Below are 25,157 nucleotides of genomic sequence, written 5' to 3' on the forward strand. Positions count from 1 at the left end.
GGCGGCCCGACTGGGGGCTTTGCGCCACAAAGGGGGGGGCAAATTTAAATGCCGAAACCGGGTCAGTTTTAAATGCTCATTGACACTTTCGCCAAAGGATCGCTCAGGAACAGGCTTTCCCGGATTTGGGGATCAACCCACAGATCAGGTTTTTCCAGCGCGGATTTCGTTACAGTGATGTCGTTGTTTTCCAGAACAGCGGGGAGTATCCAAGGTGGTTCACCTTCTTTTTGTGGGTATGAAGGTTTCATCAATTTTGGCGAATACTCCGGCACGGCGGCCTGTTTCTGGTTGCCGAAATTGATACAGAAATATTCCCCCTCGACAGGCGTTTCGCGGTCATGTTGAAACAACTCTACCGGATACAGAGCACCCTTCCCCAGATCGAACCTGCGCAGCACATCGGCGAAGGCTGCGGAAACGCAATGGAAGCCGCCTCCGTAAAAAAAGCCGGGGTTAATCCGTTTTACTTTCTTGTCGCGATAGTTGAAGTACATTTCTTTCGGGAAATGGTCTGCAGGCAAGGCAACGCCCTTTTCATTTAATCGCATTGCTTGAAGAAGCCTGTCTTTGGCCTGTTCGAAATTGGCAGGCGTGAATGCCTTTATCAGCCTTGTATCCCCCATCGAATCGCTGACCCAGACGGTTTCGTTTGCTTTGCTCATTTGCTGGTCTCCAAAATATCAGAAGGGGTTGCGTTGCTGACGGTTTACGGCACCGCCAATTGGTATGTGCACATTTTGAATTGACATGCGGCCCTTAGAGCGGGGAACTGTTTTGCTGGGAAAACGGACCAACTGAATAATTTGGATACAAACATAAAACATCTCTTACAATTTTGTGGTAGCTAGACATTTTGTCGCATTTACTATTGGGAACCTCTGTAAATTCCCGTTTTCGCCTTCTTCGCGGCGGGGTGGACGGTTTTTCGCCTGTCCCGCCTGATTGCTTCGGATCATAAACCCATTTTCACCGGTTTCAAGCCGGTTTTGGGTATTTCAGGCACACCTCACCCCATGAACCCTTATCCCGGCGCCGCCAGGCCGCATTCGAACTGGACGAAGCGCTTCATGTTGTAGACCAGGTTCATCATCCCGATGCGAAATCGCGCCCGCTTCAGGCCGATGGAGCGGATCAGCTTGCCGCCCATGGAGCGCTCCTGAAAAGCGAATACATGCTCGACCCGGACCCGCACTTTCGAGCGCCTCCGGTTGGCCTTTTGCTGGCGCTCGCCAAGCGGCTTGCCGCGCCTGCCCTTGTGATGGATATGGCTGTGAAGCCCCCGCTCTTCCAGCTCGCTTTCGATCTTTTGCGAGCGATAGGCGCTGTCGGCCCACAGGTCCGATGAGGTGTTGCTCGCATCAATCAGACCGGCAAGCGCCTGGCTGTCATGCACGGCGGCATCGGTGACATCATAAGCGCGGATGAATTTGTGCCGCCGGTCGACATTGATGTGGTTCTTGTAGCCGTAATAGCTCTTGCCGTGCTTCTTCGTCCAGCGCGCATCCACGTCCTTCTGGCGCTTCTTGTGGGGTTTTTCCTCCCACTCTTCAGGCGTTTCGCCCGCCTTGATTTTCTCGTTCTCGTCCCTTTTGTTGTGCTGGCGCGGCGCCGGAACGATGCTCGCATCAACAATCTGCCCGCCCATCGCCAGATAGCCCTTTTCGCGCAGAAAGGCATCGAACTTGTCAAACAGCTCCTTCATCTTCCCGGCCCCGGCCAGCCTTTCACGGTAGGCCCAGATGGTCTTGGCGTCAGGTACGCTGTCTTCAATGCCAAGGCCGAGAAACCGCATGAACGACAGGCGGTCGCGGATCTGATACTCGATCTGATCGTCAGAGAGGTTGTAGAGCTGCTGCAAAACCATCGTCTTGAATATCAGCACCTCATCCCAAGGCGGGCGGCCAGCGTTGGATTTGCGCTGTTCGGGCGGCGTGCGCCATATGGCCTTCAGCTCGTCCCGGTAATCCTCGAACGGCACCATGTCGTTGAGCAACACCAGCGGATCACCAGATTTGTCCAGTCCCGCGTATCGGCTGGAAAGATCAAAAAATCCCATCTGACCCATGACAAAACCCCGTCGGTCGAATCATTTTCATCCTGATGACGATTCTACCCCGTCAGGCCGGATTTTGGGGGATTTTTAGAGGTTCCCTACAGGCGGAAATCCAGTATCATTACCTGCGCGAGCGGCTAAAACAGATTGCCCTGCCGCCGGAGGTGATCAACGCCGCCCGCGATACTTTCGTAGCGACGCCCAAGCTGAAACTGTTGCTGGACGAGCAAGGCAGCGCCATGGTCGCCGATGCGGTCCAACAGGCGTTTCCAGACGACCCCGTTGATATTCTCTGCATCGACCCGATCCGCAATGTCTTCGATGGCGGCCCCGAAGGCGGCGGTGAAAACGACAATGGCGCGATGATGTTTTTCCTGCGCGACCGTATTGAGGTTTTGCGTGAGGCGGTGAATCCGGAATGCGGTGTGATCCTCGTCCATCACACGAAGAAACTCGGCAAGCATCAGGTCAAGGAGGATCCGTTTCTGGCCCTGTCCGGGGCCAGCTCCCTGCGCGGGTTCTATACCTCGGGCATCATCATGCACCGCCCCGACGAGGAAGCCAGCCAGCGCAAACTGGAAATTGAGCTGCGCAACGGTCCCGCGCTGTCATCCAAGCTGATCGACAAGGTCAAGGGCCAGTGGGTGGAGCTGAATCCGATGAACGAGCGCCTCGTGCGCAAGGACGTGGGCGCAAAACATGATGCCGAGCGGGTGCGCAAGGGCGATGTGATCATCCAGATGATTGCCGAGCAGGCTGCGCGCGGCAAGATGTTCACGATGACCCAGTTCGCGGAGGCTTTCGAGAACAAGGCCGGCCTCGGCGGCAAGACCGTCATCCGGGACCGCCTGAATGTTCTGGCCACGAAAGGCTATCTGAAATTTGTCCGTCAAGACGCGGTGAAGGGTCTGGGGCTTGCTGCCGACCGGAGCAAATACGGGTATCTCTGCGTCGAGGACATGGCCCTGAAAACGGGTGCAGATGCAGTCGACCCGCAGACCGGTGAGGTCACCGAGCAGGCCGTACCCGTGCTTCCCAGCCACTATAAATGCCCACAGACCGGTGCGGTTCTGCCTGTCGAAAATCCCGATATCTGGGTCTATCCGACGGAGGATGAATGATGGGCTATTGTGCTGAAATCACCCCCGTTTTCCATCCGGAATCTGGCGCGGAATTTCCGGAATCTGGCCAGATTACGCGGAATCTGGAATCTGGATGGAATCTGGAATCTGGATTTTACCCTTCAAAAACAATGTGTTGCACCTGCAATTCCAGATTCCGGAAGGGTGTTTCCGAAATCTGGGCTGGAATCTGGATTAACGCAATAAAATCAGTGTATTGCGCCAGATTCCAGATTCCGGATTTTCTTACCCTAAGGGGTAGGTGTCCTTCCCGCTCAAGGCGGGAGAGACACCACCTACCCCGGGGCAGGCTTGTCAGCCCCGACCTTTCACCCCGAGCAGTTCAAACGACAGGAGACCACCTCATGAACACCATCGATCCGACTCTAGCCAAACCCGAACCCGCACTGGCCACTCCCCCACCAACCCTCGGAGCCGTCCTTGCCCTCGATCTTGGCACCACCACGGGCTGGGCGCTGAAGTCTCCTGATGGATTGGTCACCAGCGGAACCGTATCGTTTCGCCCGCGGCGCTTTGATGGCGGGGGCATGCGTTACCTGAGGTTCGTAAACTGGCTGACCGAGCTGGACCAACTCGCAGGACCGATCGCAACCATCTGGTTCGAGGAGGTCCGCCGCCACGCGGGCACCGATGCAGCCCATGTCTATGGCGGGCTGATGGCCACGCTGACCGCTTGGGCAGAAATGCGGGGCGTGCCCTATCAGGGTGTGCCCGTCGGCACGATCAAGAAACACGCCACCGGCAAGGGCAATGCCAGCAAGGCCATGATGATCGAAGCCGCACAGGCACGGGGCTACCGCCCTGCGGATGACAACGAGGCCGACGCCATCGCCATCCTGCACTGGGCGCTGGAAACGAAAGGAGGCATGGCATGAACGGGATGAGGTTTACGCCGAGGGGTTATGGCGGGCATCGCCGCACACCCGATCAGGTCAAGCGAGAGGGCTGGAAGGGTGAGGCGGGACCGTGGCCGCAGTGCGGCCGCGTAAGCCCGCCGAACGGGCTGCTGGCTGTGGCGCTCGATGATGACCGGCTGACCTGGCCGGAACGGGAACTCGTGCGTCAGCTCGGCGAGAAACTTTATGGCAGACGACCTGAAAGCAGCGAGGTATCACGATGACCGGCTGGACAATTGCTCGAGTGCAGGACCGGTTGGAATTGGCGGCCGAGGTCATGCGACAGATGCCGGGCGTGAAACCGCAAGGGTATTTCAATGCCTGGCCGGATTACTTTCACAGCTTTGCCGATCAGGTCGGACAGGAGCCCGTGATGCGAAAACCTCGGCCAAGCCCGCGTATGATCACCGAGGCTGATGAGGCGATGCTGTGGCTGCGCTGGCTGGAGGTGGAGGACGCAAAGCTGGTCTGGATGCGCGCCAATGGCAAGGCGTGGAAGCCGATCTGTTGGGAGTTTGGTATGTCGCGGGCAGCGGCCGCGCGGCGCTGGCAGTACGGGTTGGCCGTGATTGTCTGGCGGCTGAACGGGAGGGTCCCACCGACCAGGCGTTCGCAACGTTTCGTGATTGAGAACGCGAACAGCCTGTCAAGAAAAATCGTATTGTGAGACAATTTTCAGTGAGACACCGAAACGCGTGACACATTCGGTTTGAGGGGCTACAAATTGGACATAATCGCGAGAGACGTGGGCGGAAACGCCTGAAGCGGAAGTCCCGACGAACACGAACCCCACCGATTTGTGCGGGTCCCTTCCTGTGCAAAACGTATACGGGGGGGCTAGGCGCGCAAGTTTCCCAGTGACGCCGGTAAAAACACCCGTTTCGTTTCGTTTTGATAATACAACCCATGAAACAAGGGCCTGACGGCCTATAAACCCTGCCTGAAACGAAACGGCCTCTCGGGGGCATTTCGTTTCGCACGCCGACACGCTTCGTTTTGGCGCACCAACCCAAGGAAAAATGATGGACGTGATCGAACTGCCTCTCGGGCAGATCATTCCCTATGCGCGCAACCCGCGCCAGAACGAAAAAGCCATCGCCACGGTTGCGGCCTCGATCGCCGAGTTTGGCTGGCGGCAGCCGATTGTGGTTGACGAGAACATGATCATTCTGGCCGGTCACACCCGGCTGGCGGCGGCGCAGCACTTGGGCCTGAAAACAGCGCCGGTGCATATCGCCAAGGGGCTGAGCGAAACGCAGGCACAGGCGTTCCGGATCATGGACAACCGCTCGGCGGAAAACGCCGAGTGGATGGAAGATCTGCTGAACCTTGAATTGAGCGATCTGCTGGACGCGGATTATGATCTGGAGTTGACCGGTTTTACCGACGAGGAATTGAACGGCCTGCTGTCCGGCCTTGAGGGCGAAACCGACACAGAGGGCGAGGATGACATTCCCGAGCCGCCCGAGGATCCGGTCAGCCGACCGGGCGATCTCTGGGTGCTGGGCAATCACCGCCTGCTTTGCGGGGATGCTACGGTGGCCACGGATGTGGAACGGGTGCTGGATGGTGCCAAGGCAAATCTCTGTTTTTGCGACCCGCCCTATAACGTCGATTACGCCGGAGGCGCAGGGGCGGAACAGGCTGGCAAGGGGCGTCGGATCAAGAACGATGCGCTTGGCGATGCGTTTGGCCAGTTCCTTTATGACGCCTGCGTGCTGATCAACACCCATACAAATGGTGCGGTTTACATCTGCATGTCCTCGAGCGAATTGCACACGTTGCAAGCCGCCTTCACCAAAGCAGGCGGGCATTGGTCTACCTTTGTGATCTGGGCCAAGAACCGGTTCACGCTTGGCCGGTCCGATTACCAGCGCCAATACGAGCCAATCCTTTATGGCTGGCCCGAAGGTGTGAAACGCCGCTGGTGCGGGGCGCGCGATCAGGGCGATGTGTGGAACATCAATCGCCCGACCAAGAATGACCTGCACCCGACCATGAAGCCAGTCAGCCTTGTGGAACGCGCCATTCAAAATTCCAGCCGCAAGGGTGACCTTGTGTTTGACCCGTTCGGCGGCAGCGGCACGACGCTGATTGCGGCCGAGACCACGGGGCGGGTCTGCCATGGGATCGAGTTGAACCCCGCTTACGTCGATGTGGCCGTCGAGCGCTGGCAGCAATTCACCGGCCAAACCGCAACACTGGACGGGACCGACCAAACCTTCGCCGAGCTGGCGGAAAACCCGCGCTGAGGCATGCATGAGCTGGCTTTACATCCCACCGGAGACACTTCCGGAGCCGCAGACCTGTTCTCAGGTCTGTCGCTCTGCACCGGAGCTGGCGGGATCGACCTTGGCCTCACCATCGCATGCCCCGGGTATCGCACTGTCTGTTACGTCGAGCGGGAAAGCTATGCTGCGGCCACCCTCGTGGCGCGGATGGAAGACGCGGCCCTGGATCAGGCACCTCTGTGGGACGACATTACCACCTTCGATGGCCGCCCTTGGCGTGGCACGGTGGATATCCTCACTGGAGGCTATCCATGTCAACCTTTCAGCGTCGCGGGGAAGCGCCAAGGCGCGGAGGATCCCCGCCATTTATGGCCACATTTCGCGCGGATCATCGCGGAATGCCACCCCGAATGGGTGTTTCTGGAAAACGTCGCCAATCATCTCAACCTCGGTTATCGCGAGGTCAGAGGCGAGCTGGAAGGCCTGGGCTACGACGTTACGGAAGGATTGTTTACAGCGGCAGAAGTCGGCGCGCCGCACAAGCGCCAGCGGCTGTTCATCCTCGCTCGGCGAAACCAACTGGCCGACACCACGCGCCAGCGCGAACGAAAACCGGCAGACCAGACCGACGCCGTCGCAACTGGCCGGCAAGCACGGGATGAATCTGGCGACCAAGGCGGCGATGTGGCCCACGCCCCAGACCGACAGTTTCCGCACGCGGAGTGGAGCGCGCAAGAACGAAAAGGGGCTGGACCGCATGGCGCGGGACTGGCCGACCCCGATGGCGAGCGATGGCTGCAAGCCCAGCGGCGGCAACCGCCGCTCCGCCGATCTGACCCATGTGGCGGGTATGTGGTCGCACCACCCGCAGTGGTCGCACCACCCGCTGTGGCCGACACCGCTGGCGCGGGACTGGAAGGGAACGAACAGCCCCGAGCATGTGAAACAGCAGCCCCCGGCGCGCAATCACATGGATCAACTGGCGAATTTCGCTGTGTATTCCCGCCAGGCCCTGACGATCTCGGGGGATGGCGGGAATACCTCGGATCAGCGCCGCAGCTTGAACCCAGCCTTCGTCGAGGCGCTGATCACTGCCCGGCAGGTGATGCTTGCATCACCGAGAGGGGGCTGGCCAACCGCGTGGACCGGCTTCGACTTTGCGGTAACGGCGTGGTCCCCCTGGTTGCAGCACATGCGTTCAGAATTCTTGCGGCTCGGTTCAGTGATGATGGCTGATGAGGCGGCACAATGAAACAATCGCGCGCAATGAGATAACGGCCTCTAGGGTGGTGATTTACGAGCATTTACGAGATCGCTTCAATAGTGTAAGCCATTGAAAAAGTGAATGGACACGAATTATGATGGGGTGGATGGCTCCACCCGCCGGCATCGCAATGTGCCATATTGGTGCTGTCGCAAACCAATAAGAGAAGGAGCCATCCACAATGGAGATTACAACACTCGGGATCGATCTGGCAAAGTCTGTTTTTCAGCTTCACGGCGTTGATGCTGCAGGACAGATTGTGCTGATGAAGAAATTGCGCCGCAATGCCGTTCTGGAGTTCATGAGCGCGTTGCCGCCTTGTCTTGTGGGAATAGAAGCTTGCGGTACCTCCCATTTCTGGGCGCGGGAGATTGCGGCGCTCGGCCATGATGTGCGGCTGATCCCGCCCGCCTATGTCAAACCCTATGTCAAACGGCAAAAGAACGACATGGCAGATGCCGAGGCGATCTGCGAGGCCGTAACACGCCCGAACATGCGCTTTGTACCGATCAAGACGCCTGGGCAACAGGGTGTCATGGTGCTGCACCGGACGCGAAAGTTGCTGATCCGGCAACGGACCATGATGCTCAATTCGTTTCGCAGCCATCTGGCCGAATTCGGCATCATTGCGCCACAGGGGCCGCAACATGTCGTAAGAATGGCGAAGGCCATGAAGGACGGAGAGCATGACGACCTGCCGGAGGTCGCGCGTACGGCGTTGCTGGGTTTTGCCCGTCAGCTTGAGACGCTCACCGTAGAAATCCGTTTGCTCGATAATCAGCTGCGTGCCTGGCATCGACAAAGTGCGGTGAGCCAGCGGTTACAGACGATCCCGGGCGTCGGGTTCATCACGGCAACCGCCATGGCCGCAAGCGTTCCGGACCCGGCTGCCTTCGCGTCGGGGCGCCAGTTCGCGGCCTTCCTCGGGCTCGTACCAAGGCAGAATTCGTCAGGAGGCAAGGACAGGCTCGGCCGAATATCCAAAATGGGCGATCCCTATCTGCGAACTCTGCTGGTAAATGGTGCCACATCGATCATTCGCAGAGACGGACGCGACGACAGCGCCACCGGCATCTGGATCCGCAGATTGCTTGATAAAAAGCCCGCGCGTGTGGTCACGGTTGCCATTGCCAACAAAACAGCGCGCATCATCTGGGCCGTGCTGTTGCGCGGAGATGTTTATCGCCGCCCGGCAGTCAACTGACAGGAATCGCAGCGACCGGGATACGGGTTCGCCGCACCGAGTTGCGAGGGCAAAGATGAATGATGATGATCAACGAAAGCCGCCGCCGGGACACCCCGTATCGGTAGCCCGGGCATAAAAGCTCGTCTCCATGATTGGGACCCAGGCGACGCGGACTTCATCAGGGCCAGCGGTCAAACGTACCGCGCCAACAGGCCGAACACATGACCGCAACCGCAATGATCAAAACTTCAAATTAACCCTTGCAAAAAAGGAGCCATCCACACATGGCTATAATTGAAAAGTCAAAAAAGCTCTCTTCGGAGCAAGAAGAATACCGGATATGCTCCAAGCCCTATATTTTCTATCGAGTGATCGTTGATCAAAATGGGGTTCGGCTCATGACTGCGACTGCATCGGAGGATACAGGGGAGTACCGTGCCTACAAAGACCTAAAATCACTAATTTCCGCGACGTCGCAAGTCTTCGAAGATTTCGGGATGGAAATCATTCCAAAGGAAGACCATGCTGGCAGGCCCTACATCGAAACGACTGTCTATCCAGACTGTGAATCGGCGTGCAAAACTGACCCACTTGGGTGGGTTATGAGCGAGTAAAATTGACCCACCTGTTTCGTTAACATCCGCGCAAAATTGTGCGGAGGAAAGAGCAGGTGATATTGATGGAAAGCGTATCGAAGATCCGGCGCTGGGTGCTGGTTGAAGGGCGCAGCATCCGGTCTGTGGCGCGGGCGACGGGACTGTCGCGGAACACGATCAAGAAGTATTTGAAGGACGAGAATCCGCCGAGCTACCAGCGCCATGCGCCGCCAGTTCGGCACAAACTGTGCAATGGGTTTGATCTTCGGCTGCAGGAACTGTTTGATCAGGACTCGAGGCGACCACGCCGGGAGCGGCGGACGGCCCAGAAGCTATACGAGCAGCTTGTGGCAGAGGGCTATACCGGGTCCTATTCGCCGGTTCAGCGTTTTGTTCGTGAGTTGAAGCGCGCCGGGGCCTGTTCGGGAGATGCGTTTATCCCGCTGCATTTTGCGGCGGGTGACGCGCTGCAATTTGACTGGAGCGAAGAACGGGTCGTACTGGGTGGTGTCGAGCAGAAGGTGAAGGTCGCTCATTTCCGCCTGTGTCACAGCCGCAAGCCTTTCGTGATTGCCTATCCCGGTGAAGCCCAGGAGATGGTGCTGGATGCTTTCGTGCAGGCGCTGTCCTTTTACGGAGGCGTTCCGCGCAGGGTGATCATCGACAACCCCAAGACCATGGTGACCTACGTTTCGCGCTCGAAGGAGCGGATATTCCATCCCCGGTTCCTGGCCTTGATGAACCACTATGTGATGGAGCCGGTGGCCTGCACGCCCGCTGCGGGCTGGGAGAAGGGACAGGTCGAGAACCAGGTCCAGTTCTTGCGGGGCCGGTTGTTCGTTCCCGAACCGGCCTTTGATGATCTCGAGGCGCTGAACGCGTGGCTGCGTCTGCGTTGCGAAGATCTGGCAGAGCGTCCCCATCCCGAGCAGCAGGATCGCACGATTACCGAAGTGTTCGAAGACGAGCGCGCCGAACTGCGCCCCCTGGGTCGGGCCTTCGACGGCTACGTGGAAAAGACCGTCCGTGTCCGCTCCACCTGCCTGGTTCAATATGCCAGCAATCGCTACAGCGTGCCCTCCCGCTTTGCCGGGCATCATGTGTCGCTACGCGCCTATGCCGGCCGGATCGTGGTGGTCTCCGGTCAGGATGTGATTGCCGAGCACAGGCGTCATTTTACCCGCAATATCAGCTATTTCGAGCCCTGGCATTACGTTCCCCTGCTGGACCGCAAGCCTGGTGCCCTGCGCAATGGCGCCCCCTTTGTGGGCTGGGAACTGCCCGAGGCCATGCATCGGATCAGGGAACATTACATGGCTGGTAAAGGCGGGGATCGGGAGTTCGTCGACCTGCTCCTGCTGGCACAGGATCACGGGATCGAGGTGGTCGAGACGGCCTGCAATCTGGCGGTGGCACAAAACACCCTGCGGCTGCCCGCCATCATCAATCTGATCAACCAGTTGGTGGAACCGGTCATCACACCGCTCAGCGATGCCTGCGCTTATCCGCAGCTGACCTTGCGGCCCGAAGCCGATTGCAAACGCTATGAGACCCTGTGCTCGGCTGAGGAGGTTGCCGTATGAATGCCTTGATCGACCAACTGACAGCCCTCAGGTTGCATGGAATGGCAGCTTGCGCCCATGATCTGCTGTCCGCGCGCAAGCCGCCAAGTCTGACCACAGCGATAAGGCAACTGATCGACGCCGAGACTGTAGAGCGCCGGGTGCGCTCCATCCAGTATCAAATGAGGGTTGCGAAGTTCCCCCATCACAAGGACTTCGCCACCTTCGATTACAGCGCCGCCGCCCTCACCCAGGCCCAGATCGAACCATTCTGCACCGGCCAGTTCACAGAGGAGGCCCATAACCTCATCCTGGTGGGCGGAACCGGCACGGGCAAAACCCACATCGCCATCGCGCTGGGAACGACGCTGATCAACAACGGCAAGAAGGCGCGCTTCTTCAACGCCGTCGATCTGATCAACGCCCTGATCAAGGAACAGGCCGACGGCAATGCAGGGAAGATCATCCGGCAGCTCTCGGCTTTGGACTGCGTCATCATCGACGAGCTGGGCTACATCCCGTTTCCCAAATCCGGTGGCGCGTTGCTCTTCCATCTGATCAGCAAGCTCTACGAGAAGACCAGCATCATCATCACAACCAACCTTGAGTTCGGTGAATGGGTCTCGGTCTTCGGGGATGCCAAGATGACAACCGCCCTTCTGGATCGCGTCACTCATCACTGCAACATCATCGAAACCGGCAATACCTCATACCGGTTCGCCCAGAGTAAACGCCGTAGAAAAAACTAGCCGTTCCGCAAGCAAAGCCCCCAGACGGACTCGCTACATGAAGGCGGCCCGACTGGGGGCTTTGCGCCACAAAGGGGGGGGCAAATTTAAATGCCGAAACCGGGTCAGTTTTAAATGCTCATTGACACGCTCACCGGAGCGGCGCAGGGACAGGAGGAACAGGGTTATTGTGAGGGCGATGGCGGCCCATTTCCCGACGGTTAAGGCAAACCGGCTGCCGGTGAACCATGTGATCAGCGCGCCCATCAGCGCCGCCCCTTTCGCCAGTCGTCCCAACGGGCATAGATGGTGGTTCCGATGCCGATCAGGGCTACGGCGATGAACAGCCAGCGGATTGTGTCGAGATAGGGGATCAGCGGTTGCAGGGCGGACTGGGTGTCGGTGACGGCCTGTTGCACCACCTCGACGCCCGCCGCGCCGATGGTGGCAATGCCCGCTGCGCCGCCTCCTTTCATGGTGCGGCTTTCCGTCAGGCTTTCACGCAGGCGTGGCGGCTCATCGGCAAACCGTGTGGTGCGACCACTGCGAGTGGCACGCGGCGGGAACGGGTCGCCCCACTGGCGGGCGCGGCCGGTGTCGATGTGCATGAAGTTTTGCCTCGGATAGAAGCCGAAACCCGTAAACCCGATGGCCCGCGCTGCTGCTTCAAAACTCTTCGGATCATGGTTGGCCATGGAAATATCAAACGCCGCGCCCTGCAAGTGCATGGAGTGTTTGGCCCCGCCGACCTGCCGGTTATAGGCAGGGCTGCGATAGGCGGAATGCACGATCAACGGCACGCCGAGACGGTTGCGCAGGGCCTGCAGCTTGTCGAGCGCCGGCTCGTTGATGCGTATGGTGCCATCGCCACGGCAGGCGATCTCCTCCGGGCTGAAGTTGGGCCAGCGCCAGAGCTTGTCCGGCACATCGCGCCAGTCGGCGTAATAATGGGTGATAGCATCACTCGCAGTGGTCATGGTTTCCTCCAGAAATGAAAAACCCCGCCAGTTGGCGGGTGTGGTCGGGATAAATTGTGTCGAGGTTGCTTCAGCCGAACAGTTTCAGCTTCACGGCAATGCCCGCGATCAGGGCGAGCAGCAGGCCGGTGGTGCGACCACTGCGAGTGGTGATCAGGCGCACGATGGTCTGCCAGGCGGTGCGCCGCGCAATACGCAGGCTATCGAGCAGTGTGCGCAGATCATGGATGTCGATGGCGGCTTCGGGACCGTCGAGGCCAACGTCGGCCAAGGCACGGCGTGCGCCCTGTTCAGCGGCGCGGGCCAGCATGGCTTCGAATTCATCCTCGGGCATGCGCACGAAGCCCGCTTCAAGTTTGGGCGGGGTCATTTGAGCTCCTTGTTGTTCGGGGTGGATCAGACTTCGCGCCATTTCGGGAAGACCATCTGGTAGACCCAGTTGTTGGTCGAGGTCATGGTGCTGACGGGGTTGCCGGTCCAGCTGGCGGGCAGACCGCCGGTGATCTCGGCCTGGGTAGTGTCGCGAGTTTGGTGGAAATTCGAGGACGGCGTAATCTCCGGGTGCATCGAAGCCACCCAACCGGCGGCTGGAACCGCCAAGGAGATCACGCCATGACAAAGAATACAGCAACATCGACATCCGCGCTACTGGCCAATGAAGCAGGCTATGACCCGATTGAAGACCGGCTGCGCCAGAACATCCGCGCGACGATCGAGGCGGTTTTCGAAGAGGAGCTGGAGCAGTTTCTGGGCCGTTGCCGGTATGGCCGCAGCGGCGGGGCAAAGGCCGGATACCGCCACGGGCATCGCGAGCGGCAACTGGTCGGAACATTTGGAACCGAAACGGTGCGCGTGCCGCGTGCGCGGATCACAGGCGAGGCCGGCAAGGCCAGAGAATGGCGCTCGAAGGCATTGCCCCGCTACCAGCGGCTGACGAAGAAGGCCGAGGCGCTGATCGCTGCTGTCTACCTTTCGGGCACCAACACACGGCGGGTAAAACGCGCCCTGTTCGGCCTGTTTCAGGGGGCGGTCAGCAAGGATGTGGTGAGCCGCGCCTGGCGCAAGGTGAAGGTGGACTGGCAGGCGTGGTGCGCCCGCAGCCTTGCGGATGAAGACATCGTGCGGCTGATCCTGGACGGCACCGTGATCAAAACGCGGATTGACAGGAAGGCCACCAATATCTCGGTTCTGGCCGCGATTGGCGTGCGCCGGGATGGGCAGAAGGTCTTGTTATCACTGATGAACATGGGCGGCGAAAGCACCTCCGCCTGGCGTCAGTTCATCAACGATCTGGATGCGCGCGGGTTGAAACGGCCCGAATTTGTCATCGTGGACGGGGCACCGGGACTTGAGGTCGCTCTCATTGCCCTCTGGGGTGAAGATCTGCCGATCCAGAGGTGCACGGTGCACAAGCACCGCAACCTTCTGGCCAAGGCACCCAAGCGTATGCATGATGAGTTGACAGAAGATTACCGCGACATGATCTACGCCAAAACACCCGAGGAAATCGCCACCCGCCGCAAGGCATTTCTGCGAAAATGGCGGCTGAAATGCAAGGCCGTCGCTGACAGCTTGGAAGAAGCAGGAGATAAGCTTTTCACCTTCACGCGTCTGCCACAAGGCCAGTGGAAATCGGCCAGAACGACAAATGCGATCGAACGCCTGAACGAGGAATTCCGCCGCCGCATCAAGACCCAGACCGTGCTGCCATGCGCCGAGACCGTGCCGATGCTGCTTTGGGCTCTGATGGCCTCGGGGCAGATCGTCATGCGAAAGGTCGATGGCTGGGAAACGCTCGCTCAGCCCGTCGCCGACGCAACCCTTGACCAAGCCGCCTGACCGGCGCATAACTCAACCCGCTCGGAGGTGCCTGAAATCAATTTCCACCACTTTCGAGACACAACCCTCGGCATTGCTGCTGTTTTCATAGAGATAGACCTGCGGGGCGACGACGCGGGGATAGGCGCTGGTGCCGCTGCTGTGGGGATAATACCGGGTCAGGCCCGGCGTCATCCAGCGACCATATCGGGCGTAGGCACCGGCTCCGCTTACCCCCATGGTAGTGACATACCAGCCTTTGCTCAGGGTCTGCGGCGTGGCCAGATCGAAGATTTTGTGCCCCGCCACGTCCGCCGGCAGCGTCCCGAAATCCGCCACCCGCGCACCGATATCCCAATTGTCACCATTGGGCGCGCCAAGCCGGTAGATGCCACAGCGCAGCAATGCCCCTGCGGTGGTCGAGGCGGTATGCTGGGCGACAAACGCGCCAAGCAGCTGGATCGGGCGATCGATAAAAAATGCCATGAAATACATCCGGTTTTGCGACAGGGCCTGCTGCGAGCCGGTGCTGTAACTCAACGTGAACGGATCGACCGGCCCCCACCAGTCGGTGCCGCCGCCCTTGGTCAGGCCGCCAATGCTGCGGCGCTCGGGATCCATGCCGTTCGGAAAGCTGGCCGCGCCGGTATTGCCGTCTGCCTTCATCGCCTCAAAAAACGTACTGCCGTCGGCACTGACCTTGATCGCGAAATCGTCACTGCCCGCCGTGCCCATCTCGGCGCGCCCAGACCAGTTGGTCTGAAACAAAAGGCTGGCGGTGTCAGCGGATGCGGCCTTGTTGATCTTGAGCTGGTGGCCGTTGCCGGCGTGATTGAGCAGGGTTGCGGTGGCGGAAACCGCCAGCCTGTTGGTGGCGTCCGATGAGGTGCCGATGCCGACACCCGCGAGGTTTTGCAGGTTCGGCACAAAGGAAACCCACGCGCTGCCGTTCCAGACCAGCAACTCGCTGGCCGAAACATCCCACGCCATCCAGCCCACCTGCGGGATCAGGCGCAACCATGCACCACCGGAAAACAGAGCGATGCTGTTGTCCCAGCCGGACCATGCACCGGTTGCGCTGCTGCCGATAATGTGGCGATCCCCCTCGGCCGGTGTGGCGGGCGGAGATGTTGCACCAACGGCAACAACTGCCATCTGGGCCAGCGCATCGATCAGGCTCAGCGCCTCGTTGACCGTAACGTGCTTCTGCGCCTGGGCGGCGGCGAGATAGGGCAATGACAGGTTCGGGGTGTTGGTCATAGGCTTTCCTTGATGGCGAGGGTTTCAAAATGCGGAACACCCCGACCGAGCGCGCCGATCTGGTAAAGGCGGACGGACAGGCTGGTGACAGGCCCGCCGAAATCAGCGGTCTGCATTGCGGCGGTGTAGGTGAACGTGGGGCTGGCAACGGTCAAGGATCGCTTGACAGTTGCCCCGTCCAAAAATTCCAGATCATAGGCTTCGCTGGCTTCCGACATCGGCACATCGGTCAGCACCCAGCTATCGGCCGAGAGTGAGCGGTCGCACCGCAGCCAGCGCAGGGTCAGATCACCGTTTGCTTCCCGCCGCATCCGCACCTGTTCCGGAGCGAAAGGCATCAGCCCGCGCCCGTTCGAGGTGAAACTCTGCGCTTGCATGATGGCATCAGACGGGGCCGCGCTGGCCGGACCGATGCGCCAGTTCCATGGCAGACCCAGATCGGCCTCGGCAATGGAGAGCGGTTGGAGGCCGGACCCCAGCACCACCATCCGCGCGCCGGTGGGTGTGGGATTGCCCATGGCATCAAAGGTGCCACGCTGGCCGCGTAGCAGGTGCATCAGGCGATAACGGCCCGAAGAAACCAGCTCCGCATTTCCGAATTGGATGATCTCCCAATTGCCAGTCGCGCTTTCCACCGCCAGCGCATTGGCTCCGGCAAACAACTCGGTATCGGTGACGCTGGTCAGCGTGCCGGAGGAAACATCCAGCAGCAGTTCATTGCCATGATCGAACCGGTCGAGAGGACCGGCCGGAAGATCCGCAACCAGCGTGCCAAACTGCGCCGCCTGACCAATGGTATCCAGCAAGGCAAAGCCCGAAGTGTCGGCACTGCGCCAGACGGCCGCCGTGCCATACCACGGCTTGGCGAACACCGCTGCATAGGGCCGGTGCGCCGGAACGGCATCAGAAATTTGCGGCAGGTCCATCAGGGCAATTTCCGCCGGACCATAAACGGTGGCTCCGGGCAGACTCGCGGGTCGGTATTGCCCGGGTGGCAGGTCGTAAATCGTGGCGTCGGTGCGGATCGCCTCGATGGCCCGCGCGCCGGCGTCACCGATGCGGGTGATGCGATAATCGATCAGGCGACCGTCATTGGCGAGACTGACGACATCACCGGGATCGAGAGACAGGTTTGAGGGTGGAAATTTGGCCGTCAGGGTCTCGCGTCCTATCCACGCTTCCATCAATGCGCGGCGACAGCGTCGGTCGGCCTCTTCCAGCGATACGGCCAGCGGGAAGCTCTCCGAGGTCACGCGGGCAGCTTCCACCGTGACACGGCGGGCCTCGACCGTGGCGGCGTCGTATTCCTCGTCGGGGCGCACCAGTTGCCATTTGAGCGCTTGCGGCAGCTCGGTTTCCTGCCCGCGGGTCAATTCCATCACGTCGCCTTGTGCAGCCACCATGTTATCAGGTGCAATGAAAGCTACGGCCCGCTGGCCACGCGTCATAAACCGGATCACCCCGCCGCTTTCCACCGCATCAAATCCGAAATGCCGCGCCAACGTCGAGATCGAGGCGCGCGGGCTTTCCAGCGCGGAAATCACAAACCCCGGCACCGTGTCGGAAAGCGCGCTGACGTCGATCAGGACATCATCCAGCCCCGCGCGGCGGCAAAGCTCCCGCACCAGCGCGCCGAGCCCGACCGCACCAAGCCGACCGTTCAGCCAATGCCCCAATCGCCAGTTCGGCGCATCGGCCCAGACATCGTCGCGAGCGGGGAAATCCGGATAGGGCCGCGCGTCCCATGTCCACACAGCCGCCTCGCCCATATCGATCATCGGCGCGGCATAAACGCTGCTGGTCGGGTTGTTGGCCGGATCACCCCAGTATCCCAGCATCGCCTCGATATAGCGCCGCTGGATGGCTTCGTCCTGCCAGCCCCGCGAAAAGTGCGGCAGTGCACTCTCGGACGACTTCGGGTCATAAAACACGTTCGGCTGGTTGGTGCCGCGATCGATGGCCGGACAGCCAAGCTCGGTGAAGCGGACGGGTTTGGATTGCGAGATCCAACCGGTCGGCGTTACGCTTTCAACCCCGCCCGGGCGGTCATAATGCGCATTGCCCCACCACGCGCGCATATCCTTGGGGCGGAAAACCCACGGCTTGTTGTAGGCTCCGTCGGTGATGGGGGTGCGGATCTGGGCGATGCGGTCGGCATCGGAGGCATAGAACCAGTCAAACCCTTCGCCGCCCTCGATATTGCTGCGCAGATAGTCGAGGTCACGGATAGAACCCCATCCCGCCTGCGCATCCGCATGATCAAACCCGTCGCGCCAGTCGGACAGCGGCAGGTAATTGTCGATGCCGATGAAGTGGACGTTCGGATCAGACCACAATGGGTCGAGATGATAGAACAGATCGCCGGAGCCATCCTGCGGCTGGTGCCCGAAATATTCCGACCAGTCGGCGGCATAGCTGATGGCGGTGCTGGCTCCCGGAATATTGGCAACATCAGCGACCAGTTGCTTCAGGGCGGTTACAACCGGATAGGTGGTTGCCCCGTCGCGGATTGTGGTCAGCCCGCGCAATTCCGATCCGATCAGAAACGTATCCACCCCGCCAGCCGCCGCGCAAAGATGGGCATAATGCAGGATCATACGCCGATAGCCCCAATCGGGGCCGCCGGTCCAGGAGACGGTCTCGCCGCTGACGCTGAAATCCGAGGCCTGCGCATTGCCCATAAACGCAGACACCTGCGTGGCGGCAGCTGCGGTCTTGTCAACGGTTCCGGCATAGCCTGCCGCCGGAGAACAGGTGATCCGGCCGCGCCAGGGATAGGTGCTTTGTCCAACCGTGGCCGCATTGTCTGAATATGGATCGGGCAGCGTATTACCCACCGGAATATCCATCAGCAGAAAGGGATAGAAAGTGACCCGCAGCCCGCGTGCCTTGAGTTCCTGGATCGCCTGCACCACGGCGAAATCGGCCGGCGTGCCGCCAAAGGCCGTGCGGCCGGTTGCATCGAGGCTGATCACATGGGCCGCCGTGCGTGTGACGCCGTTCACGGCCCAGCTTTTCGGAGTGGTCGCCTTCGTGGTGTTTTCCACACCGGGCACAATCTGGCAGTTTCCGGCCCGCAGGTCGGTTCCAAACCAGCTGACCACGAGGCTGATGCTTTCGATGTTCGGGGCGGCCGCCTGCAACTGATCAAGCGCGGCCACGATATCCGGCACGGCATTGGTGGTGTGCACATTCTCGGAGGCGGTATTTCCGCCGGATCCGCGAGATACCGGCTCGGTGGCATAGACGAACTCGCCGGTGCCGGGGATCAGGGTGACGGAGCGGATCATGCCCTCGGCGGTATCGGGCTCGATGACGGGGCGGAAAACCTCGAAAGACAGCTGCGGGATACGATTGCCGAATTGCTCCAGCGGCAATTCCTCGAACATCACATAGGCGGTGCCGCGATAGGCGGGGGCATTTCCGACCCCCATTTTGGTCTCAACGAACGGGTCCGGTTGCTGGGTCTCGTCGCCCGCATACAGACGCCATGTCACGTTTGAGAGATCGAGCGGCTTGCCATCGGCCCAGATGCGCCCGATGCCCGAGATTGGCCCCTCGCACAGCGCCACGGCAAAGGAGGCGGAATAGAGGTAGGCCGTGGTGGTCACCTTCGGCCCGCCACCCTTGCCGCCACCCTGCGTGGTCGTGTTGACCGTTTCGGTGAAATCCGTGGCCCAGATGATGTTGCCGCCAATCCGCATGCGGCCATAGATGCGCGGGATAATCGCCCCCTCGGTCGAGGTGGTGAGGGTCAGGTCGTCCAGCCGCTGGCCTTCGATGCGCTGCCCGGGGGCAAGTGACGATACAATCCAGCTGTCGATCATCGAGCCCGCGAAGGAGCCGATCGCACCGCCAATGGTGGCGGCCGACACGCCAAGGATCGCCCCGCCGATGCTGCCGCCAATGGCCGCGCCAGCCGAGGCGAGAAGAATGGAAGCCATGGTTTACCTCACAGGAAAACGAAAAGCGAAGGCGATCCGGCGCTGCCAGGCAGGCGACAGATGTTCCTCGATTACGCCTGTGCGCTCATAGGCGTGAATAAAGTGCGAGCGCGCACTGCGGGCGGTGCCAGACAGAATACCGACATGCTTGGCAATCGCGCCCGCACGCATGCGAAACAGGATAACATCGCCGGTGCGGGCCTCCACAACGTCCAGCTCCTGCATTGCCGCCCGTGCGGCCTCGGCCAACACCTCGACCGGTCCCGTTTCGCCCCAGTCGCGGGAATAAGGCGGCACGGGCATCGGTTCGGGACCAATCACATCCCGCCAGACGCCGCGTAAAAGCCCGAGGCAGTCGCACCCGACACCGCGCACCGAGGCCTGATCGTGATACGGCGTGCCAATCCAGCGGCGGGCGGCTTTAACGATGCGGGCCGGGGCGGTCTGCGATGTTTCTTCCATTATCAGTCTGCTTTCATTACTTAGCCGTTGGTGCGTATTTTTTGTGCCACCAAAGATCGGCAAGAGATATCGGCAAGCACTTGCCTTTATGGGCTCTAATGCTCTATATTCAGGGGATAATTTCCCTGCGATAGATCGGCAAAGTATATGATAGAAACACCGGCCAGAATTGAACCCTGCCTTTTCGAGGACAGGATTCCGGCCGATCTCGCCGATCTTGTGGTCGAGATCCAGCAAGCTGCGGATGGCCTGGGGCGCGATCTTCATCCGGAAAGCGCGGCGGAACTGGCCGAGCTCGTGCGGATCATGAATTGCTATTACTCAAACCTGATTGAGGGCCATAATACCCGCCCCCGGGACATCGAGCGCGCTCTTGCCGGTGCCGAGCTGGAAGAGGAAACCCGCCCCCTGGCGCTGGAGGCGCGTGCCCACGTTATTGTGCAGCGGAAAATCGATGAAGACTTTCGAACAGGGACACTCGCCCAGCCGACATCTCCGGAATTTATATCCTGGGTTCACAGGGCCTTTTACGAGGAAATGCCCGGGGAGTTTCGTTATGTCGAGCATCCCGACGGAACAAGGGAGGAAATAATCCCTGGCCGGATGCGTCAGGAGGCAGATACCGAAGTTGCGGTTGGCCGCCATCTTCCACCCTCGTCCGACAGGGTTCCTGCCTTCATGGCGTATTTTGAAAAGCGCTTCGGGATGGCGGAAAAATCCGCCAGCAACCGGATAATTGCCATTGCTTCGGCGCATCACCGCCTGAACTATATTCATCCTTTTCCGGACGGGAATGGTCGGGTCAGCCGGTTGATGTCTCACGCCATGGCGCTGAGGGCCGGTATTGGTGGCCAGGGGCTTTGGTCTGTGTCGCGTGGCCTTGCGCGTGGTTTGGAAGACCGGGGGGAATACAAGCGGATGATGGATTATGCCGATACGCCACGACAGGGGGATCGCGACGGTCGTGGCAACCTGTCCGAGGCTGCACTCCATTCTTTTTGCCGCTGGTTTTTACAGGTGATGCTGGACCAGATCACCTTTTCCGCCCGTTTATTCGATTTGGGCGGATTGGAGGAGCGGTATCGTCGGCTGGTGCGGGATGTCCTGCCGGACAAGCGGGCGGAGGATCTGCTTTCGGCCGTATTGCGGTACGGTTCGCTGGAGCGGGGAGATGCAGCCCTGGTTCTGAAGGTTTCCGAACGCTCGGCGCGCAATACGATGTCCGCATTGACGAAGGCCGGTTTTCTTAAATCGGCATCGCCGAAAACACCGGTACGCCTTGCATTCCCGCTGGAATATCGCGAGCGATTATTTCCCAACCTGTTTGCCGACGGGGAATTGAATCTCTGAGGGTGGTTCACAATACCGACCCCGCATTGGCATCACCCTTGGCCGCGTAGCGGATGATGGTGTCTTGCCCCGGGATATGGGGAAAACCCCGGAAATTGGCGGCGTTAGCGAACCTGGCTTGACAGGTTTCGAACCGCTTGTCGCAACCGGCGAAGATGTCGAAGGTGTTGCCAATCTCTGTTGGCCGCACAGGAGCCTCGAGCAATTTGATGATCACGTCCGCGCCCATGATGGCATGGCTCAGCACCTCGGCCTTGCGTCCGGTATTGGCACCGGTCAGCCATTGCAGGGTTCCAAGCGCAAACCAGCCTTCGGCAAAACCCGAGAGGCTGGAGACCGCAAAGCCGCGATCGCCCGACAGCGAAACCACCGTGCCCGATGCCTTGAAGGCCGGATCGTTCAGATCAACGCCGCAGCGTGCATCCCCCAAGGCGGCATCGCAACTTGCCTGAAACGTCCGCCCGATAGTCTGGCCCAGCACATGCGCCAGCGAGCGCATCTCGGCGACAAAATGTAACCGTCCGCGCCGGACCTGACCGATCGCGCCCCGACGCAGCAGAGCACGGCTGGTGGTGTCGGCCCAGTTGACGCGCCAGATTTCCACGGTGGCGTTGTCCCAGCGGCCATCGAGGATATCGGTCTCGGTGATGGTGGTGGAGGTCAGCACACCCTCGGCCTCCTGCGCATCGACAGACAGGTCGGAACCGGCGCGGATTTCCGAGGCGGTGAAACCGGACTCGGGCTCGAAAATCGTGCTGTCAAAACTCAGCGGCCGGTCATGATCGGTGAAGCCGAACACCGCGCCGTCATTGCGGGTGAGACGCCAGCACCAGGCGAGTGTGGTCGTGCCGGACTCAAAGTGGGTTTGCAGGGACTGGGAAAATTGCTTCATCGCCGGACCTCGATCAGGGGAATGGATGTGATGGAGCCGAGCCGCTCCAGATCATGGGTGACGTCGAGTTGGTCGGTATCGAAACGCACCGGAACATCGAATTCAAAACCGGCGGTGACAATGACGCCGCCGGCCGGAGCTGTGGTGAAGGTGATCTGGCCGGTGGTCGTGTTCACGGACCAGCCTGCAGCCTGCGAAACTCCATCCAGAGCCACCGAGACAGAACCTGCCACCGGTTTCGTGATCGCGCGGGTCCATGTTTGCGCGCCGGATGAATAGGCTTTCACCAGCTGAAACACGGTGGCGGTGCCATCACCAATGCCAATAGCCTGATCGGTTGCCTCCGGTACTCCCGACGGCAAGCACGATTTGTAATCACCCCAATCCTTCCAGCGAAACCCGTAGAGCCGTCCGTTGCGCGCCTCGAAAAACGCCACCACGGCGGCCAGATCGTCGGCGCGGCGGATGCCGTAGGCGGCATCATAGCGGCGACGCGAGTTAGCCCAGCTGGCATTACGCTCCTCGTCGCCGGAGGCCAGCTCGACAATCTGCGTGCGCCGCTCGGGGCCGCCACGCGCGCCCCGGCTGATATTGTCGGGGAAACGGATTTCGTGAAACGCCATTAAGATTTTCCTTGTTCATGCTTCTTGTCCGAAAACCGGTTCCCACTTTTCGGGAAGCCCTCACATGCCCCTCCGGCCCATGGCGACGGCGCGGGCAATATCGGCCGAGACTTGCGTGCGGGATTGCCGGAAGCTTTCCGCATCGCGGGTCTGGATATTGATGGTGATGTTTTGGGAGCCGCCCGTGCCGTATTGGGAAGCCTCGCGCCGCGACAATACCCGTTCGCCCTTTTGCAGGATGGCGGGAACTTCGTTAGGCTTGAGGCCTGCCCACCCGCCGGAATGCATGCGGGGCGCATTTGCAAAAGCCATGGCCGGCACCATCCTTTGCGGCGCGGCACCGCCAACCATACCACCCGCGTGCAGCACCGGTGCAAATATCTTTCCAAGACCTCCAAGTGCCCCCGACAGGGCATTGGCCAGCGGCCTGAGGATGAACTTGCGCGCCGACAGCTTGGCGAGATCGGCCAGCATCGAGGTCACCAGCGAGCTGAAATCCAGCTTGCCGGTTTTGACGAACTCGCCAATGGCGTTCTCCGCGCTGGTGAAGGCCCCGACCAGCGCATCGCCGATCCTCTTGCCGACATTGGCGGCCTTGCTGGCGTAATCCTTGAGCGAATCGGCCGCCAATTCCCATGCGGTTTTGGCGACCTCGGCCGCTGCGCGCGCCGCACCACCGGCACCGGTGACCGCCCGGGACAGAGTTTCCGCAGCGGTAGTCGTGCCCGCAAGGCCGCTTTCGCCGTCCTCGGTGCTGGCTTTCATCGCATCACGCAGAGCCTGCATGGAAGTTAGCGGCGCGGTTGCGGCCTGGGCCATTTCGCGGGAGGACGTCACCAGCCCGTCAGCAGCATTCCTTGCGTCCTCGGCGGTGGCGGCCATTTCGTAATAGGCTGATCCGGCCATGATTGCCGCATTGCCGATGGCCAGCATGGCGCTGTCCATGCCCGGGATATTCGAGATCCCGCGCGTCATCGCATGCAGGAAATCCGTCCATGTCTTCTGGATATTGGCCAGCATCGTCAGCCAGCCGGCCTTGATCCGCGCCCAGACCGACGAGAGCGCCGCGCCGAGGGATTTTCCGCCGAGCTTGATGCGCTCCCAGACCTCTATGGCGACATTCTTCAGCAAGCGCATGGCCTCGCCAAAGCCGCCAGCGCCTTTGACGAGGCGGCTGAACCAGTAGATCAATTCGCCCGCGCCGATGATCAGCGCACCGCGCAGGGCCACCAGTGAAATCGACACGCCTTTGATCCCCAGTGCGGCGCTGGCCAGCGCGATCACCAGCCGACCGCCCAGCACGGCGGCGAAGGTGGCGGCAATGGTGGCGATCTCGCCGATATGGTTAAACAGACCCTTGATGGCGCGCCCGAGCGGGCCGGTAGTCTTGCCGATCACGGCCATGGCGTTGGCGATCGATTCCAGCGCCGGAGCCGCCGCCACTGCCAGCTGGTTGGCAATGCCGCGCCAGAGCAAACCCATGCGGGACAACGCATCATTGGTGCGCTGGATTTGCGCCGCATCGCTCTCGGACACCGCCACCCCGAAATCCTCTACGTCCTGCGTGGCCTGGTGCAGGGTGGCGCTGTCGATGCGGGTGAAAATCAGACCGGCGCGGGAACCAAAAATCTGTGAGGCCACAGCCGCTTGCTGGGCTGTCGGGATGAACTTCGCAATCGCATCCTGAATGGCAGCCATCTTTTCATCGATCGGCAGCTTGGCGAGATCGGCGGCAGACAGATTCAAGGTATCCAGAGCTTTTACAGCAGGGCCTGTTCCCTGCGCCGCCTGGCTCAGGCTCTTGGTCATCATGATCGTGGCTTGTTCAACCTCGCCCTGCGACACCCCAGCCAGATCAGCCGCGCGCGCCAGCACCTGCATGCTTGCCGTCGTGGTGCGCAGGGATGCCGCCAGTTTGGCCTGCTCGTCGATGGTCTGCAGGCTGGAGCGCACCATGGCAATGCCGGCCGCCACCGCAGCCGCCGCCATGATACCGGCGGCGATCTTGGCGCGGCGGGCAAAGCGGGCGAGACGCGCATTCGCAATCTCGGCCTCTTTCGAGACTTTGCCAATCCCGCGCTTGCCAGCCTCGCCGATGCCTTCAAACTCGGCTTTGACCTGTTTGCCGCCCACGGCCGCGAGGCGGACAGAAACCCTTTTCTCGGCCATC

Annotated in this window: 25 protein-coding genes and 1 pseudogene; 13 read left to right on the top strand and 13 right to left on the bottom strand. The window is 60.4% G+C overall.

Annotation, left to right across the window (positions count from 1 at the left end; genetic code table 11):
* Nucleotides 1-68: 68 nt before the first annotated feature.
* From ACQY4M_RS11455 to ACQY4M_RS11465, 3 genes are all read right to left on the bottom strand, one after another.
* On the bottom strand, nucleotides 69-665 hold the full coding sequence (locus tag ACQY4M_RS11455; protein WP_428544033.1) for a hypothetical protein: 597 nt from the start codon (nucleotides 663-665) through the stop codon (nucleotides 69-71).
* A 165-nt stretch (nucleotides 666-830) separates the two neighbouring features.
* Nucleotides 831-959 carry a hypothetical protein gene (locus ACQY4M_RS11460; RefSeq protein WP_428544035.1) on the bottom strand — a complete coding sequence of 43 codons (129 nt, stop codon included), beginning with the start codon at nucleotides 957-959 and terminating at the stop codon, nucleotides 831-833.
* Nucleotides 960-1,024: 65 nt separating this feature from the next.
* Nucleotides 1,025-2,068: an IS5 family transposase gene (locus ACQY4M_RS11465; RefSeq protein WP_428539227.1), complete on the bottom strand. Its 1,044-nt coding sequence runs from the start codon at nucleotides 2,066-2,068 to the stop codon at nucleotides 1,025-1,027.
* Between the two features lie 35 nt (nucleotides 2,069-2,103).
* Between ACQY4M_RS11465 and ACQY4M_RS11470 the strand changes: the two genes are divergently transcribed.
* From ACQY4M_RS11470 to istB, 11 genes and pseudogenes are all read left to right on the top strand, one after another.
* Nucleotides 2,104-3,177: a hypothetical protein gene (locus tag ACQY4M_RS11470; protein ID WP_428544037.1), complete on the top strand. Its 1,074-nt coding sequence runs from the start codon at nucleotides 2,104-2,106 to the stop codon at nucleotides 3,175-3,177.
* A gap of 548 nt (nucleotides 3,178-3,725) precedes the next feature.
* Nucleotides 3,726-4,073, top strand: coding sequence for a hypothetical protein (locus ACQY4M_RS11475; RefSeq protein ID WP_428544039.1), 348 nt, complete (start codon nucleotides 3,726-3,728; stop codon nucleotides 4,071-4,073).
* Entirely contained in the window at nucleotides 4,070-4,318 is a 249-nt protein-coding gene (locus ACQY4M_RS11480; protein ID WP_428544041.1) for a hypothetical protein, read from the top strand. The genes ACQY4M_RS11475 and ACQY4M_RS11480 overlap by 4 nt, the downstream gene beginning before the upstream one ends.
* Nucleotides 4,315-4,761, top strand: coding sequence for a DUF6362 family protein (locus ACQY4M_RS11485; RefSeq protein WP_428544043.1), 447 nt, complete (start codon nucleotides 4,315-4,317; stop codon nucleotides 4,759-4,761). Before ACQY4M_RS11480 ends, ACQY4M_RS11485 begins: the two co-directional genes overlap by 4 nt.
* Before the next feature lie 352 nt (nucleotides 4,762-5,113).
* A complete protein-coding gene (locus tag ACQY4M_RS11490) occupies nucleotides 5,114-6,346 on the top strand; it encodes a DNA modification methylase (protein WP_428544045.1) in 1,233 nt (410 codons plus the stop codon).
* A 3-nt stretch (nucleotides 6,347-6,349) separates the two neighbouring features.
* A pseudogene (locus ACQY4M_RS11495) lies at nucleotides 6,350-6,931 on the top strand (DNA cytosine methyltransferase); the annotation flags it as partial.
* 151 nt (nucleotides 6,932-7,082) lie between these two features.
* Nucleotides 7,083-7,577, top strand: a complete 495-nt coding sequence (locus ACQY4M_RS11500) for a hypothetical protein (protein WP_428544537.1) — start codon at nucleotides 7,083-7,085, stop codon at nucleotides 7,575-7,577.
* A gap of 193 nt (nucleotides 7,578-7,770) precedes the next feature.
* Entirely contained in the window at nucleotides 7,771-8,793 is a 1,023-nt protein-coding gene (locus ACQY4M_RS11505; protein ID WP_428544047.1) for an IS110 family transposase, read from the top strand.
* A gap of 266 nt (nucleotides 8,794-9,059) precedes the next feature.
* Nucleotides 9,060-9,389, top strand: a complete 330-nt coding sequence (locus ACQY4M_RS11510) for a hypothetical protein (RefSeq protein WP_428544049.1) — start codon at nucleotides 9,060-9,062, stop codon at nucleotides 9,387-9,389.
* 65 nt (nucleotides 9,390-9,454) lie between these two features.
* Nucleotides 9,455-10,954, top strand: a complete 1,500-nt coding sequence (istA, locus tag ACQY4M_RS11515) for an IS21 family transposase (protein WP_428539289.1) — start codon at nucleotides 9,455-9,457, stop codon at nucleotides 10,952-10,954.
* Nucleotides 10,951-11,682: an IS21-like element helper ATPase IstB gene (istB, locus tag ACQY4M_RS11520; protein ID WP_428539322.1), complete on the top strand. Its 732-nt coding sequence runs from the start codon at nucleotides 10,951-10,953 to the stop codon at nucleotides 11,680-11,682. Before istA ends, istB begins: the two co-directional genes overlap by 4 nt.
* A 33-nt stretch (nucleotides 11,683-11,715) precedes the next feature.
* Here the strand turns inward: istB and ACQY4M_RS11525 are convergent, their stop codons facing one another.
* From ACQY4M_RS11525 to ACQY4M_RS11540, 4 genes are all read right to left on the bottom strand, one after another.
* Nucleotides 11,716-11,928 carry a hypothetical protein gene (locus ACQY4M_RS11525; protein ID WP_428544051.1) on the bottom strand — a complete coding sequence of 71 codons (213 nt, stop codon included), beginning with the start codon at nucleotides 11,926-11,928 and terminating at the stop codon, nucleotides 11,716-11,718.
* Nucleotides 11,928-12,638, bottom strand: a complete 711-nt coding sequence (locus tag ACQY4M_RS11530; protein ID WP_428544053.1) for a YcbK family protein — start codon at nucleotides 12,636-12,638, stop codon at nucleotides 11,928-11,930. The genes ACQY4M_RS11525 and ACQY4M_RS11530 overlap by 1 nt, the downstream gene beginning before the upstream one ends.
* Nucleotides 12,639-12,708: 70 nt before the next feature.
* On the bottom strand, nucleotides 12,709-13,050 hold the full coding sequence (locus tag ACQY4M_RS11535; protein ID WP_428544055.1) for a DUF6127 family protein: 342 nt from the start codon (nucleotides 13,048-13,050) through the stop codon (nucleotides 12,709-12,711).
* Nucleotides 13,035-13,205, bottom strand: coding sequence for a hypothetical protein (locus ACQY4M_RS11540; RefSeq protein WP_428544057.1), 171 nt, complete (start codon nucleotides 13,203-13,205; stop codon nucleotides 13,035-13,037). The genes ACQY4M_RS11535 and ACQY4M_RS11540 overlap by 16 nt, the downstream gene beginning before the upstream one ends.
* A 45-nt stretch (nucleotides 13,206-13,250) precedes the next feature.
* Here ACQY4M_RS11540 and ACQY4M_RS11545 point away from each other — a divergent pair, with 45 nt between their 5' ends.
* Nucleotides 13,251-14,477 (top strand): IS256 family transposase, encoded by a 1,227-nt coding sequence (locus tag ACQY4M_RS11545; RefSeq protein WP_428539582.1) that lies wholly within the window; start codon nucleotides 13,251-13,253, stop codon nucleotides 14,475-14,477.
* Nucleotides 14,478-14,489: 12 nt separating this feature from the next.
* On the opposite strand, the gene ACQY4M_RS11550 is transcribed toward ACQY4M_RS11545, so the two are convergent.
* Genes ACQY4M_RS11550 through ACQY4M_RS11560 form a run of 3 tightly spaced genes read right to left on the bottom strand, consistent with a single transcriptional unit; the run spans nucleotide 14,490 to nucleotide 20,122 of the window.
* Nucleotides 14,490-15,716, bottom strand: coding sequence for a DUF2793 domain-containing protein (locus tag ACQY4M_RS11550; RefSeq protein ID WP_428544059.1), 1,227 nt, complete (start codon nucleotides 15,714-15,716; stop codon nucleotides 14,490-14,492).
* Nucleotides 15,713-19,660 (bottom strand): baseplate multidomain protein megatron, encoded by a 3,948-nt coding sequence (locus ACQY4M_RS11555; RefSeq protein WP_428542647.1) that lies wholly within the window; start codon nucleotides 19,658-19,660, stop codon nucleotides 15,713-15,715. The genes ACQY4M_RS11550 and ACQY4M_RS11555 overlap by 4 nt, the downstream gene beginning before the upstream one ends.
* A gap of 3 nt (nucleotides 19,661-19,663) precedes the next feature.
* On the bottom strand, nucleotides 19,664-20,122 hold the full coding sequence (locus tag ACQY4M_RS11560; RefSeq protein ID WP_428542650.1) for an NlpC/P60 family protein: 459 nt from the start codon (nucleotides 20,120-20,122) through the stop codon (nucleotides 19,664-19,666).
* Between the two features lie 147 nt (nucleotides 20,123-20,269).
* Here ACQY4M_RS11560 and ACQY4M_RS11565 point away from each other — a divergent pair, with 147 nt between their 5' ends.
* Nucleotides 20,270-21,472, top strand: coding sequence for a Fic family protein (locus ACQY4M_RS11565; protein WP_428544061.1), 1,203 nt, complete (start codon nucleotides 20,270-20,272; stop codon nucleotides 21,470-21,472).
* 7 nt (nucleotides 21,473-21,479) lie between these two features.
* On the opposite strand, the gene ACQY4M_RS11570 is transcribed toward ACQY4M_RS11565, so the two are convergent.
* From ACQY4M_RS11570 to ACQY4M_RS11580, 3 genes are read right to left on the bottom strand one after another with little or no spacing between them, the layout of a single operon-like run.
* On the bottom strand, nucleotides 21,480-22,364 hold the full coding sequence (locus ACQY4M_RS11570; protein WP_428542653.1) for a DUF2163 domain-containing protein: 885 nt from the start codon (nucleotides 22,362-22,364) through the stop codon (nucleotides 21,480-21,482).
* Nucleotides 22,361-22,987: a phage distal tail protein, Rcc01695 family gene (locus ACQY4M_RS11575; RefSeq protein WP_428542656.1), complete on the bottom strand. Its 627-nt coding sequence runs from the start codon at nucleotides 22,985-22,987 to the stop codon at nucleotides 22,361-22,363. The genes ACQY4M_RS11570 and ACQY4M_RS11575 overlap by 4 nt, the downstream gene beginning before the upstream one ends.
* Before the next feature lie 60 nt (nucleotides 22,988-23,047).
* Nucleotides 23,048-25,156 carry a phage tail tape measure C-terminal domain-containing protein gene (locus ACQY4M_RS11580; protein WP_428542659.1) on the bottom strand — a complete coding sequence of 703 codons (2,109 nt, stop codon included), beginning with the start codon at nucleotides 25,154-25,156 and terminating at the stop codon, nucleotides 23,048-23,050.
* Nucleotide 25,157 lies beyond the last annotated feature (1 nt).

The sequence above is a fragment of the Profundibacter sp. genome (genome assembly GCF_965277155.1).
Taxonomy (GTDB): Bacteria; Pseudomonadota; Alphaproteobacteria; order Rhodobacterales; family Rhodobacteraceae; genus Profundibacter.